This is a genomic window from Kribbella sp. NPDC049227 (assembly GCF_043197265.1).
Taxonomy (GTDB): domain Bacteria; phylum Actinomycetota; class Actinomycetes; order Propionibacteriales; family Kribbellaceae; genus Kribbella.
The window spans coordinates 138,192-150,775 of sequence record NZ_JBICST010000004.1; the positions used below are offsets into that span (position 1 = coordinate 138,192).

13 protein-coding genes are annotated in these 12,584 nt (G+C 69.1%); 9 read left to right on the top strand and 4 right to left on the bottom strand.

Going from position 1 to position 12,584, the window contains the following annotated elements; translation table 11 throughout:
- Positions 1-54 precede the first annotated feature (54 nt).
- Complete coding sequence (locus ACGFH6_RS18375) at positions 55-1,029, top strand: type IV toxin-antitoxin system AbiEi family antitoxin domain-containing protein (protein ID WP_393385077.1); 975 nt, start codon at positions 55-57, stop codon at positions 1,027-1,029.
- Between the two features lie 87 nt (positions 1,030-1,116).
- Here the strand turns inward: ACGFH6_RS18375 and fbaA are convergent, their stop codons facing one another.
- A complete protein-coding gene (gene fbaA, locus ACGFH6_RS18380) occupies positions 1,117-2,142 on the bottom strand; it encodes a class II fructose-bisphosphate aldolase (protein ID WP_393385079.1) in 1,026 nt (341 codons plus the stop codon).
- A 201-nt stretch (positions 2,143-2,343) separates the two neighbouring features.
- Positions 2,344-3,063, bottom strand: a complete 720-nt coding sequence (locus ACGFH6_RS18385) for a GntR family transcriptional regulator (protein ID WP_132156117.1) — start codon at positions 3,061-3,063, stop codon at positions 2,344-2,346.
- Between the two features lie 139 nt (positions 3,064-3,202).
- Between ACGFH6_RS18385 and ACGFH6_RS18390 the strand changes: the two genes are divergently transcribed.
- Both ACGFH6_RS18390 and ACGFH6_RS18395 read left to right on the top strand, forming a co-directional pair.
- On the top strand, positions 3,203-4,222 hold the full coding sequence (locus ACGFH6_RS18390) for an SIS domain-containing protein (protein ID WP_393385081.1): 1,020 nt from the start codon (positions 3,203-3,205) through the stop codon (positions 4,220-4,222).
- A gap of 142 nt (positions 4,223-4,364) precedes the next feature.
- Positions 4,365-4,763, top strand: coding sequence for a VOC family protein (locus ACGFH6_RS18395; protein WP_393385082.1), 399 nt, complete (start codon positions 4,365-4,367; stop codon positions 4,761-4,763).
- Between the two features lie 102 nt (positions 4,764-4,865).
- Here the strand turns inward: ACGFH6_RS18395 and ACGFH6_RS18400 are convergent, their stop codons facing one another.
- Positions 4,866-5,648 carry an IclR family transcriptional regulator C-terminal domain-containing protein gene (locus tag ACGFH6_RS18400; RefSeq protein WP_393385084.1) on the bottom strand — a complete coding sequence of 261 codons (783 nt, stop codon included), beginning with the start codon at positions 5,646-5,648 and terminating at the stop codon, positions 4,866-4,868.
- 63 nt (positions 5,649-5,711) lie between these two features.
- Between ACGFH6_RS18400 and ACGFH6_RS18405 the strand changes: the two genes are divergently transcribed.
- The 6 genes from ACGFH6_RS18405 (at position 5,712) to ACGFH6_RS18430 (ending at position 12,231) form a co-directional block, all read left to right on the top strand.
- The gene (locus tag ACGFH6_RS18405) at positions 5,712-6,545 is read left to right on the top strand and encodes a CoA transferase subunit A (protein WP_393385086.1); all 834 of its coding nucleotides are present in this window, start codon (positions 5,712-5,714) and stop codon (positions 6,543-6,545) included.
- A complete protein-coding gene (locus tag ACGFH6_RS18410; RefSeq protein WP_393385087.1) occupies positions 6,538-7,317 on the top strand; it encodes a CoA-transferase subunit beta in 780 nt (259 codons plus the stop codon). Before ACGFH6_RS18405 ends, ACGFH6_RS18410 begins: the two co-directional genes overlap by 8 nt.
- Positions 7,318-7,380: 63 nt before the next feature.
- Positions 7,381-8,430, top strand: a complete 1,050-nt coding sequence (locus ACGFH6_RS18415; RefSeq protein ID WP_393385089.1) for a maleylacetate reductase — start codon at positions 7,381-7,383, stop codon at positions 8,428-8,430.
- Positions 8,427-9,623 (top strand): thiolase family protein, encoded by a 1,197-nt coding sequence (locus tag ACGFH6_RS18420; protein ID WP_393385091.1) that lies wholly within the window; start codon positions 8,427-8,429, stop codon positions 9,621-9,623. The genes ACGFH6_RS18415 and ACGFH6_RS18420 overlap by 4 nt, the downstream gene beginning before the upstream one ends.
- An 11-nt stretch (positions 9,624-9,634) precedes the next feature.
- The gene (locus ACGFH6_RS18425) at positions 9,635-10,504 is read left to right on the top strand and encodes an intradiol ring-cleavage dioxygenase (RefSeq protein WP_393385093.1); all 870 of its coding nucleotides are present in this window, start codon (positions 9,635-9,637) and stop codon (positions 10,502-10,504) included.
- Positions 10,501-12,231: an FAD-dependent oxidoreductase gene (locus ACGFH6_RS18430; protein WP_393385095.1), complete on the top strand. Its 1,731-nt coding sequence runs from the start codon at positions 10,501-10,503 to the stop codon at positions 12,229-12,231. The genes ACGFH6_RS18425 and ACGFH6_RS18430 overlap by 4 nt, the downstream gene beginning before the upstream one ends.
- A 150-nt stretch (positions 12,232-12,381) precedes the next feature.
- On the opposite strand, the gene ACGFH6_RS18435 is transcribed toward ACGFH6_RS18430, so the two are convergent.
- On the bottom strand, positions 12,382-12,570 hold the full coding sequence (locus ACGFH6_RS18435) for a hypothetical protein (protein ID WP_131363744.1): 189 nt from the start codon (positions 12,568-12,570) through the stop codon (positions 12,382-12,384).
- Between the last annotated feature and the right edge of the window lie 14 nt (positions 12,571-12,584).

Genomic DNA, 12,584 nt, shown 5'->3' on the forward strand with positions numbered 1-12,584 from the left:
ACAGGTTCGAAGTCGTGGTCCGCGAAGGGGGCTGATCGCGGCAGGTTCTAGGGCATGAATCCTCAACTTGCCGTGATGGCCTCGATTCGGGGTGGCGTGTTCACTCGGGCTGACGCTCGGGCTTGTGGTTACCCCGATCCGGATATCGACTCCTTGCTGGACACCGGTGGCTGGCGCCGGATCCGGCCGGGCACGTATGCCGAGCGCCGGTCGCTCATCCTGATCACTGAAGAAGTCCTGCATCTGCGGAAGGTGTCGCGCGTTCTCCGCTCCGGCGGGCCGAACGTCTATGCCAGTCATCAATCCGCCGCGGCCCTGCATGCCCTGCCGGTCTGGGGGCTCGACCTGTCCCGCGTGCACGTGACCGCGCCCGCCGGTCGCCCGGGCTGCGTCGGCGGCGTGCACCGTCACATCCGCGACCCAGTCGGCCCAGGCATCCAACTGTGGAACAAGCTCCGCATGGTCTCCCCCGCCCGCGCGATCGCGGAGGTGGCGGCGACCGCGCCCAAGACGCAGGCTGTGGTCCTGGCCGACGCCGCGCTGTACGCCGGTCTCGTCACCAGACGCTCGCTGAAACGCGCAGCCCACGACCACGGCAATGAACGCTCGGTCGAGATCACGTCCCTCGCCTGCACGAACTCGGCGTCGGTGGCCGAATCACGGCTGCGCTTCATCCTCGCCGGAGCCGGCTTCCCGACCCCATCCCCGCTCCCGGCCCCAGACGCGGACACCCCCGACCCCGGTCAGCCGGAGACCACGTCCCTCTGGTTCCCGGAAGAACGCACAGTGCTCGAGTTCGAGCCGCGCTTTCCCTTCTGGTACGACGACTTCGTGCCGGACCAGGACGAGTCAGCCGCACCAACCCCACTCCCCGACCCGTCCGCCCCGTTGCCGATCGAGCACTGCTGGATCCCCTGGGCCGATCTCAACGATCCAGCGGCCGTCATCGACCGTGTCCGTTCCACCTTCGCCCGAGCATCCCGCCGTACGGGCGTCCGCCGGTTCGACCTCGTCCGTGCCCGGATGTGAGTGAGGGGCCCACCGCACTCGGCGGTGAGCCCCTCGAAACCCCAGATCTGTCAGGAGCAACAGATGTCAGGTGTTCAGTACCAAGCCTCAGGCGTTGATCGCCGTACCCGCCGAGCGGAGGCTCTCGCAGGCCTCGACGACGCGCTTGGCCATGCCCTCTTCGGCCGCCTTGCCCCACGCGCGCGGGTCGTAGGCCTTCTTGTTGCCGACGTCGCCGTCGACCTTCAGCACACCGTCGTAGTTCGTGAACATGTGCGCGGCGGCCGGCCGGGTGAACGCGTACTGCGTGTCGGTGTCGACGTTCATCTTGATCACACCGTGGTCGACCGCGGCCCGGATCTCCTCCAGGGTCGAGCCGGAGCCGCCGTGGAAGACCAGGTCGAACGGGCGCTCCTTGCCGACCTTCGCGCCGACCTGGTCCTGGATCTCCTTGAGGATCTCCGGCCGCAGCTTGACCGCGCCCGGCTTGTAGACGCCGTGCACGTTGCCGAAGGTCAGCGCGGTGATGTAGCGGCCGTTCTCGCCGGTGCCCAGCGCCTCGACCGTGGCGAGACCGTCCTCGACCGTGGTGTAGAGCTTCTCGTTGATCTCGTTGGCGACACCGTCCTCCTCGCCGCCGACGACACCGACCTCGATCTCCAGCACGATCTTCGCCGCGGCAGTCTTGGCCAGCAGGTCCTTGGCGATCTCGAGGTTCTCGGTCAGGGGCACGGCCGAGCCGTCCCACATGTGCGACTGGAACAGCGGGTTCTCGCCCCGGGCGACGCGCTCGGCCGAGATCTCCAGCAGCGGCCGGACGAAGCCGTCCAGCTTGTCCTTCGGGCAGTGGTCGGTGTGCAGCGCGATGTTCACGGGGAAGTTCTTGGCGACCTCGTGCGCGTACGCCGCCAGGGCGACCGAGCCGGTCACCATGTTCTTCACGGTCGAGCCGGACAGGTACTCCGCGCCGCCGGTGGAGACCTGGACGATGCCGTCCGAGCCCGCCTCGGCGAAACCGCGGATCGCGGCGATCAGCGTCTGCGAGGAGCTGACGTTGATGGCCGGGTAGGCGAAGCGGTTCTGCTTGGCCTTGTCCAGCATCTCGGCGTAGACCTCAGGGGTGGCAATAGGCATGTCTCGCGGTACTCCTCACAACACAGTTCTTGTGGGTCGAGCTCCAGTATTGCCGCCCGGTACCTCGTCGTATCCGGCGGCCCGCCTGCCGGACCGGCCGGGCGGCCGGGGAGCGATCGGCAGGGATGTAGACCAGTTGATGAACAGGACGGATCCAGTTCGTTGCGGCCGGATGTCCGTCCGGGGTCCGGCCGCGGCCACTCAGGCCGACCCGGATCGCGGGCCCCGCGGGGTCAGGGCCATGTGCAGCCGGTAGCGATCGGCCCGGTAGGCCGACCAGGACAGCTCGACGACCTTGCGGCCGGCGAAGGTGGTTCGCTCGAGGACCAGCAGGGGTGCCCGCCTGGCCACACCGAGGACCCGGGCGACGTGACCGTCGGCGTTGTCCGCCCGGACGGTCTGCTCACCGGAGGTGACGACGACGTCGTACTCGCTGGCGAAGACGTCGTACAGGGTGCCGAGCTCACGGCCGAGCAGGCCGGGGAAGAGCGCGGACGGGTAGTAGCCGACCTCGTAGGCCATCGGCGAGGCGTCGGCGGTGCGCAGCCGCTCGACCCGGATCACCTTGGTGCCCTTGGCGACCCGGAGACCCTTCGCGGTCTCGTCGGAGGCCTCGATCTCGGTGGCCGACAGCACCACCGTGCCGGGCTCCAGGCCGCGGGCCCGCATCTCCCGGGAGAACGAGGTGAGGTGCAGCTGGGAGTCGACCTGCGGCCCGGTGACGAAGGTGCCCTTGCCGTGCACGCGTTCCAGCGCGCCGGACTCGACCAGGTCGCTGATCGCCTGCCGGACGGTCACCCGGGAGACGTTCAGTTTGTCCACCAGGGCGCGTTCGGAGGGGATCGGATCCCCTGGATGCAGCTCGACATCGATCAGCCGTTCCAGTACGGATCGGACCTGGGCCCGCTTGGTCGCCACCATCGCTTCTCGATCCTCCAGACCTGGGCGAGCCTCGGGGGTGCCCCGGAGCGCCGCTCACTGCTATCGTGCGCAGCATACCTGTTAAGACCAGATAGGACCAGTGATCGCAGTGGTGTCTGTCCCCGCTCAGGAAACCCAGATGGCGCGCGAGATCGCCGAGCAGCCGGCCGCCCTGGCCGCGACGTTCGAGCATGTGCTGCCGCGGCGGCACGACATCACCCGGCTGGCCGCGGGGCGCCGGCACGTGATCTTCGTGGCGCGCGGATCGTCGGACAACGCGGGCGTGTACGGCCGCTACCTGACCGAGATCCACGCCGGCCGGCAGGCCTCACTCGCCGCCCCGTCGGTGGCGACGCTGTACGGCGCCAACCTCGACCTGTCGAACTCGCTGGTGGTCGCGGTCAGCCAGTCCGGTGCGACCCAGGAGATCGTCGACACCGCCGAGTGGGCCAAGCGCAACGGCGCCGCGATCGTCGGGATCACGAACGACGCCGACAGCCCGCTGGCCTCGACCGCCGACGTCGCCCTGATCACCCAGGCCGGCAAGGAGCTCGCGGTGCCGGCCACGAAGACCTACACCACGCAGCTCGCGGCGATCACTGTCGCCGTCGACGCGCTCGCGCAGAGGCCGGGGACGCTGGACGCGGATATCGCCCGGGTCCCGGACGCCGCGACGAAGATGCTGGAGAACTCCGTCGAGGCCGCTGCGGATCTGCTCGCCGGCGCGCACGACGTACTGGCCAGCGGGCGTGGGCTCACGTTCGGTACGACGCTCGAGGTCGCCCTCAAGCTGGAGGAGACCTGCCTCCAGCCGGTCCGCGGCCTCTCGTACGCCGACCTGAAGCACGGCCCGATCGCGGTCGTCGACGCCGACCTGGTCACGATCCTGGTCGCGGCCGGCGAAGGCCCGGCGCTCCCGGGCATGATCGAGCTGGCCGGCATCGTTCGCGAGAAGGGCAGCAAGATCCTCGGCATCGGCGGCGACCCCACCTTCGCCGCCCGCTGCGACGTCAACCTGCCGGGCCCCGACCTCCCCGAGACCCTGGCTCCCCTGGCCCTGGTCATCCCGGCCCAACGAGCCATCGAGTCCCTGGCCCGCAAGCTGGGCCTGAACCCCGACGCCCCGCGAGGCCTCCGCAAGGTCACCCAGACCGACTGACCCGGGTCGGGCCCGCAACTCCTCGGCACCCCCTTCGAAGATCTCCTGGAAAAGTGCTCATTTGGTGAGCAGTTTGGCTGGGAGGGTTGTCCTCAAGAGCAACCGAGGAAGGGGCAGGACGATGATGCGAGGGTTTGCGACCGTGAGTTTCTTCGCCGACGACGTGAAGGCGGCGCGGGAGTGGTACTCGAAGCTGCTGGGGATCGAGGCGTACTACGCGGTGCCGTCGGCGGAGGAGCCGGCGTACGTCGAGTTCCGGTTCGGGGACTTCCAGTGCGAGCTGGGGATCGTCGACGCGAAGTACGCACGGCATGACGTCAGCCACGGCCCGGCCGGTGCGATCGTCCACTGGCACGTCGACGACCTCGAGGGCGAGCTCGAGCACCTGCTGGCGCACGGGGCGACGCTGCTCGAGGGAATCGTTGAGCGAGGCAACAACTCCGGCTTCCGCACGGCGTTCGTGGTCGACCCGTTCGGCAACATCATCGGCATCATGAACAACCCGCACTACCTCGAGATCCTCGCCGAACTGAAGAGCTAGAGACGGGCCCGCGGTGGGTTAGAGGTGGCCGCGGTCGGTCAGAGGCAGGCCGGCGGTGGGTCAGAGGTGGCCGCGGTGGGTCAGATGTTGGCCGGCGGTGGTTTAGAGGTGGCCGCGGTGGGTCAGGGCGGTGGTGATTTGGGCGGCGGCTGACTGGAGGTGGGGGAGGACGTCGGTGCGGAGGCTGGCCGGGGTGGAGCGGGAGGCGTGGGCGGAGACGTTGAGGGCGGCGATGGTTCGGCCGCGGGCGTTGCGGATGGGGGCGGCGATCGAGCGCAGGCCGAGCTCGAGCTCCTGATCGACGAGGGCGTACCCGTCGACGCGGGCGCGGTTGATGCTGTCGCTGAGCTTGTCCGCCGACGTCACCGTCCGAGGAGTGAGCGACTCGGCGTCCAGCGTCGACAGGTAAGTGGTCAGCTCCTCCTCCGGCAGGCCTGCCAGCAGGACACGACCCATCGAGGTCGGGTACGCCGGTAGCCGCGCGCCGACCCCGAGTGCGACGGTCATGATCCGGCTGGTCGGAACGCGGGCCACGTACACGATGTCCGGCAGGTCGAGCGTCGCGATCGAGCAGGACTCGCGCGTCTTCGCACTGAGCTCCTCCATGAACGGTCCCGCGAGCTCGCCGAGGTCGAGAGACGACAAGTACGCCCAGCCGAGAGCGAGCACGCGTGGGGTTAGCGAGAAGCGCCGTCCGTCGCTACGGACGTACCCGAGTTCGCCGAGCGTGAGCAGGATCCGCCGCGCCGTCGCCGGCGTGATCCCGACGTCGCGCGCCACCTCGCTGAGCGTCAGCGACGGCGCGTCCGCCGAGAACGCACGGATCACCGCAAGCCCACGCTCGAGCCCCTGCAGGAAGGTCCCGGTAGACGTCTCACCAGCCATCGGCTAGCCTACTTTTCGTTGAAAGAAGAACTTTTCGCTCAGCGAAATCCTAGCGGAGCCCGCATGCCAAGTCCAGTTCCTCTCAGCGAAGCGATCGCGGCGCACGTCCACGACGGTGACACCGTGGCGCTCGAAGGCTTCACCCACCTCATCCCGTTCGCGGCCGCGCACGAGATCGCCCGGCAGGGCCGGCGCCACCTGACCCTGGTCCGGATGACGCCCGACCTCGTGTACGACCAGCTGATCGGGCTGGGCGTCGCGGACGAGCTCGTCTTCTCGTACGGCGGCAACCCGGGTGTCGGTTCACTGCACCGGCTCCGCGACGCGGTCGAGAAGCACTGGCCGCATCGGCTCGTCGTCCACGAACACAGCCACGCCGGTCTGGCCAATGCGTACGTCGCCGGTGCCGCGCGGCTGCCGTTCGCCGTGCTGCGGGGATACCGCGGCACGGATCTCGAGGAGCAGCGGGACATCATCAGCCGGGTCACGTGTCCGTTCACCGGGGAGGAACTGGCCGCGGTGAAGGCGGTCAACCCCGATGTCACGGTGATCCACGCGCAACTGGCGGACCGGGACGGGAACGTCATGCTCTGGGGCATCACCGGCGTGCAGCGCGAGGCGGTGCTCGCGGCGGAGCGGGCGATCGTGACGGTCGAAGAGGTGGTCGACGAGTTCCCCGAGCACACCGGCGCGGTGATCCTGCCGAACTGGGTGCTGTCCGCGGTGAGCGTCGTACCAGGTGGGGCCTGGCCGTCGTACGCCGCCGGGTACTCCGGGCGCGACAACGACTTCTACCAGCGGTGGGATGCCGTGTCGCGGGATCGTGCGGCGTTCCTGCGGTGGGCCGAGGAGAACGGCCTGCCGGCGGCCCAGGAAGAGGTGACCGCGCATGCGTGAGCAGGACGCCGTTGCGCAGACGGCTGAGTGGAACTCCGCGGACATGATGAATGTGGCGGCGGCCCGGGAACTTCGGGACGGGGATGTGTGCCTGGTCGGCGTCGGGCCGCCGAATCTGGCTGCGAACCTGGCGCGGCGGACGCATGCGCCGAACTGCCGGCTGGTCTACGAATCCGGGGCGATCGACGCGAAGCCGCGCCGGCTGCCGTTGTCGATCGGGGATGACGATCTGGCCGCGACGGCGACCGCGGTGGTGTCGGTGCCGGAGATGTTCAACTACTGGGTCGGGGCCGGACGGATCGACGTCGGGTTCCTCGGCGCGGCGCAGATCGACCGGTTCGGGAACATCAACACGACCGTCATCGGCGAGCACAGCGACCCCAAGACAAGGCTGCCGGGTGCGGGCGGTGCGCCGGAGATCGCGGCGGCGGCCGGACGGGTGATCGTGATCGTCAAGCAGTCGCCGCGGACGTTCGTCGAGCAGGTCGACTTCGTGACCTCGGTCGGGTACGGACCGACCGGCCGCGAACGCCAGGCTCCCGGCGCCGGTCCGACCCTGGTCATCACCGACCACGGCGTACTCGAGCCCGACCCGGACACCAACGAGCTGACGCTGACCCGTCTGCACCCGGGGGTGACCGTCGAGCAGGCGCGTGCAGCGACCGGCTGGCCGCTGAAGGTTGCCGACAGCATCAAGTCTGTCGAGCCGCCGTCCGAGGTGGAGCTGACAGCACTGCGCCGTCTCCGCGATCGGGAGGCCGTCGATGCCTGAGGTGGTTCGAGTCCGGTACGTCGCTGGGCCCGCCGGTGACTGTGGCGTACGGGGTGGTCGTGGATGACGAGCAACTTCGTGCACACGTTCTTTCCCGGGCGGGTGGTGTTCGGTGCGGGATCGCTCGATCAGGTGGCGGCCGAGGTCGAGTCGCTCGGGGTACGGCGAGCCCTGGTGGTGGCGACCAATTCGGCGCGGGACGCGGCTGACGTGGTCGAGGTCGAGCTGAAGGATCGATTCGCGGGCCGGATCGACGGGGTGACGCAGCACGTGCCGACCGAGGTTGCGGAGAACGCGCGAGCGAAGGCGCGGGAGATCGACGCCGACGGGCTGGTCGCGATCGGCGGTGGCTCGGCGATCGGCCTGGCGAAGGCAGTAGCTCTGACGCGAGAGCTCCCCATCGTCGCCGTTCCTACGACGTACGCCGGATCCGAGATGACCCCGGTCTGGGGCGAGACGTCCGGCGGGAGCAAGACCACCGGCACCGATCTGAAGGTGTTGCCGAAGGTTGTGGTGTACGACGCGGTGCTCAGTCAGCATCTGCCGTTGAAGGTGACGGCGGCGAGTGTGGCGAATGCGATCGCACATTGCGTCGAGGCGGTGTGGACACCCAAGGCCGACCCGATCACCGAGACAACAGCCGTCGAAGGAGCACGAGCCCTCGCGGCAGGACTCAGAGCGATCCGCCAGGATCCCACCGACATCGATGCCCGGAGCAACCTTCTGTACGGCGCCTGCCTCGGAGGCTCCGCACTGGCGACAGCCGGCACCGGGCTGCACCACAAGCTGTGTCATCTCCTCGGCGGCACCTACAACCTCCCGCACGCCGAGACCCACGCCGCGGTTCTGCCGCAGGTGACCCGCGTGAAGGCAACAGAAGTACCGCAGGCCAAGGCGCGGCTCGAGGCGGCGCTCGGGACCGACGACCTGGCGACCGGGCTGTACGACCTGTTCACCGACGCCGGCATCTCCACCAACCTGAAGGACCTCGGCCTGGCCGAGGACCAGGCGGAGGAAGCCGCGCGCACGTTCCAGGGAGCTCCGCCCGAGCTCCTGCACGACATCCTCACCCGCGCATGGGCCGGTACCCGGCCCGAAGGAGCGACCCGATGAGATCCGCCTTCCTGCTGGACGCGGTCCGCACCCCCGTCGGCAAACTCGGCGGCGCGCTCGCGGCAGCCCGTCCCGACGACCTCGCCGCGGCGACCCTCCAAGAACTCGCCGCCCGCACCGGCATCGACCCCGCCGAGCTGGACGATGTCATCCTCGGCAACGCCAACGGCGCCGGCGAGGAGAACCGCGACGTCGCCCGGATGGCCGCACTCCTGGCCGGCTTCCCCACCAGCGTCCCCGGTACGACGGTCAACCGCCTCTGCGGATCCGGACTCGAAGCCGCGATCCAGGCAGCCCGGGCGGTCGAGACGAACGACGCCAGCCTGGTCATCGCCGGTGGCGTGGAGTCGATGAGCCGCGCGCCCTGGGTGCTCCCGAAGCCCGAACGTGCCTACCCGCACGGCAGCATGACCGCCGAGTCGACCTCCCTCGGCTGGCGGCTGGTCAACCCGAGGATGCCGAAGGACTGGACGATCTCGCTCGGCGAAGCGACCGAACGACTGGCCGAGAAGTTCGGCGTCACCCGCGAAGCGCAGGACCTGTTCGCGCTGGAGAGCCACGAGAAGGCCGCGAAGGCGTGGGCGGCGGGCGCCTTCGACGCGGAGATCGTGCCGTGGGAACGCCTCGCCATCAAGGGCCAGCCGCTCACTCGCGACGAGTCGATCCGCGACGGCGGCACCCCCGAGGTGATGGCCAAACTCAAGCCGGCCTTCCGCACCGACGGGTCGGGAACGGTGACCGCCGGCAACGCGTCCACGTTGAACGACGGCGCATCCGCCGTACTGATCGCCGATGAGGAAACCGCCGGCCGGCTGGGCCTGACCCCGATGGCGCGGATCGTCAGCAGGGCAGTGCACGCGGTGGATCCGCAGTACTTCGGGATCGGACCGGTCGAGGCGTCGAACAAGGCGCTGAAGAAGGCAGGCATCGGCTGGGACGACCTCACCCTGGTCGAGCTCAACGAGGCGTACGCGGCCCAGAGTCTTGCTTGCCTGCAGCAATGGCCCGGCCTGGACCGGGACAAGGTGAATGTGAACGGCGGGGCGATCGCGCTCGGGCATCCCCTGGGCAGTTCGGGAACCCGCATTCTGACCACTCTCGCGCACGAACTGAAGCGGCGCGGCGGTGGCTTCGGCCTGGCGACGTTGTGCATCGGCGTCGGCCAAGGCCTGGCGATGGTGATCGAGGCATGAGGAGCAACCGGATGGATCTGCAAGGCGACGACCTGACCGATGCGGTGGTGGCCAGCTTCGACGGCAGCCCGGACCCGCGGACCAAGGTGGTGATGAGCGCGCTGGTGCGGCACCTGCACGAGTTCGCGCGGGAGGTGAAGCTGACCGAGGCGGAGTACTTCACCGCGATCGACTTCCTGACCCGGACCGGGCAGATCTCGACGGGCACCAGACAGGAGTTCGTCCTGCTGGCCGACGTCCTCGGGCTCTCGATGCTCACCGTCGGCCTCGGCAACCCGAAGACGACGGGTGCCACCGAGTCCACTGTCTTCGGGCCGTTCTTCGTCGAGGGCTCGCCCGCGGTCGAACTCGGCGGGGACATCTCGAACGGCGCTCCCGGGCATCCGTGCCTGGTGAGCGGCCGGGTCCTGAGCACCAAGGGCGAGCCGATCCCCGGAGCGCTGGTGGAGACCTGGCAGGCCGACGAGGACGGCTTCTACGACGTTCAGAAGGACACCGACGGCCCGCAGAACCGCGGCCATCTGACAACCGATGCCGAGGGCAACTACTCGTTCTGGGCAGTGCGACCGGTGGCCTATCCGATCCCGGACGACGGTCCGGTCGGCGAGCTGCTGAGGGCGGCCGGCCGCGGCTGGATGCGGCCGGCGCACGTCCACTTCATGGTGACGGCACCTGGTTACGCCCGACTGATCACCCACGTGTTCGCGAGGGGTGACGAGTACCTCGCGAACGACGCGGTCTTCGGCGTCAAGGACTCGCTGATCGCCGACTTCGTCGAGCATCCGGCCGGTACGGCGCCGGATGGCAGGACCTTCGACGAACCCTTCTACACCGTCGACTACGACTTGATTCTCGCGACCACCGAGGAGGCCGGGCAGTGATCACGACGGATGTTCTCATCGTGGGCACCGGTCCTGCCGGTGGCGCCGCCTCGCTGTTCCTGTCGACGTACGGCATCGACAACATCGTCCTGACCCGCTACGGGTGGACGGCCAACACTCCGCGGGCCCACATCACCAACCAGCGCACGGTCGAGTTGATGCGCGACATGGGCATCGAGGACCAGATCATCGACAAGGGCACGGCGCACCATCTGATGGGGCAGACCGCGTTCTGCACCAGCCTGGCCGGTGAGGAGATCGGCCGGATCCGTACCTGGGGCACCCACCCGCGCCGGCTGGCCGACTACACCGAGGCGAGCCCGACCCTCCCCTGCGACCTGCCGCAGACGCTCTTCGAGCCGATCCTGGTGAGTACGGCGGCCGGGCGTGGTGCGCGAGTCCGGTTCGACACGGAGTACGTGTCGCTGGAGCAGGACGATGACGGGGTCACGGCGACGGTCCGCGACCGGCTGAGCGGGGAGACGTACCAGATCCGCGCCAAGTACCTGATCGGCGCGGACGGCGGGCGCAGCAAGGTCGCGCAGGACATCGGGCTGCCGATGGCGGGCGCGATGGACATCGAGGGTTCGATGAACATCGTGTTCGAGGCCGACCTGTCCAAGTACGTCGCTCACCGCCCGAGCGTCCTGTACTGGGTGCTCCAGCCGGGTGCACAGATCGGCGGCATCGGCGCCGGCCTGGTGCGGATGGTCCGGCCGTGGAACGAGTGGCTGATCGTCTGGGGCTACGACATCTCCCAGCCCGCGCCGGTGGTCGACGAGGCGATGGCGACCGAGATCGTGCACAACCTGGTGGGTGACGACACGATCGACGTGAAGCTGAAGAGTACGTCGGTGTGGAGCGTCAACCACATGTACGCCGAGAAGGCCTCGAACGGCCGGGTGTTCTGCATGGGTGACGCGATCCACCGGCACCCGCCGAGCAACGGGCTCGGCTCGAACACGTCCATCCAGGACGCGTACAACCTGGCCTGGAAGCTGGCGCTGGTGCTGCGCGGCCAGGCGGATCCGAGCCTGCTGGAGACGTACGACGCGGAGCGGACGCCGATCGCGCAGCAGATCGTCGAGCGGGCGAACAAGAGCCGCACCCAGTTCGGCCAGATCTTCCGCGCGCTCGGGATGACGCCGGACGCGCCGGCCGGGCGGACGATCGAGTCACGCAAGGACGACACCCCGGAGGGCGCCGCCCAGCGCGACGAACTGCGGACCGCGATCGAGCTCAAGGACTACGAGTTCAACGCTCATGGCGTCGAGCTCGGCCAGCGGTACCACTCGGCCGCCGTGATTCCGGACGGTACGCCGGAGCCGGCGTACGAGCGGGATGCCGAGCTGTACTACCACCCGACGACCTGGCCGGGCGCCCGGATCCCGCACTGCTGGCTGACCCGCGGCTCGGAGACCGTCAGCACCCTCGACGTGGTCGGCAAGGGCCGGTTCACGCTGCTCACCGGCATCGGTGGCGAGGCCTGGGTGAAGGCCGCACAGTCCGTGTCCGAGCATCTCGGCGTACCGATCGAGCCGTACGTGATCGGGCCGGGCCGCGAGCTGGAGGACCTGTACGGCGACTGGTCGCGGGCACGCGAGATCCCGGACCACGGCTGTCTCCTGGTCCGCCCGGACGCGCACATCGCCTTCCGCGCGTCCGAGCTTCCCGACGCCACCGAGACCCTTCAGCAGGCTTTCGCGCAGTTGCTGGGGCGTGTCTGACGGTCCCGCGCCGTAGCGAGCAGGTGCTCGGTGCGGTGCATCGGCGTGCGGGAGCGAAGGTCTCGATGCGGCGCATCGTGGCCTTTGCTCACGCGCGGCGAGGTGCCGTGCCGAGTGCCGCGCAGTAGGCGGGGGGCCGTCAGACACGCCCTAGGCCGCTGAGGTCTGCTGGGCCTCCCGCAGGATCTGGTCGAGGATCGCCGAGATCTCGGCGGTCTCGGCGTCAAGGAGGGTGATCAGCGCCACCCGCGACGTTTCCGTGCGCGCCTCGAGTGCAGCAGCGCTCAGGGCGCGCACGGTCCCGAGCTCATGAATCAGTTCGTCCCACAGAGAACTCATCAACTACCCCCTGT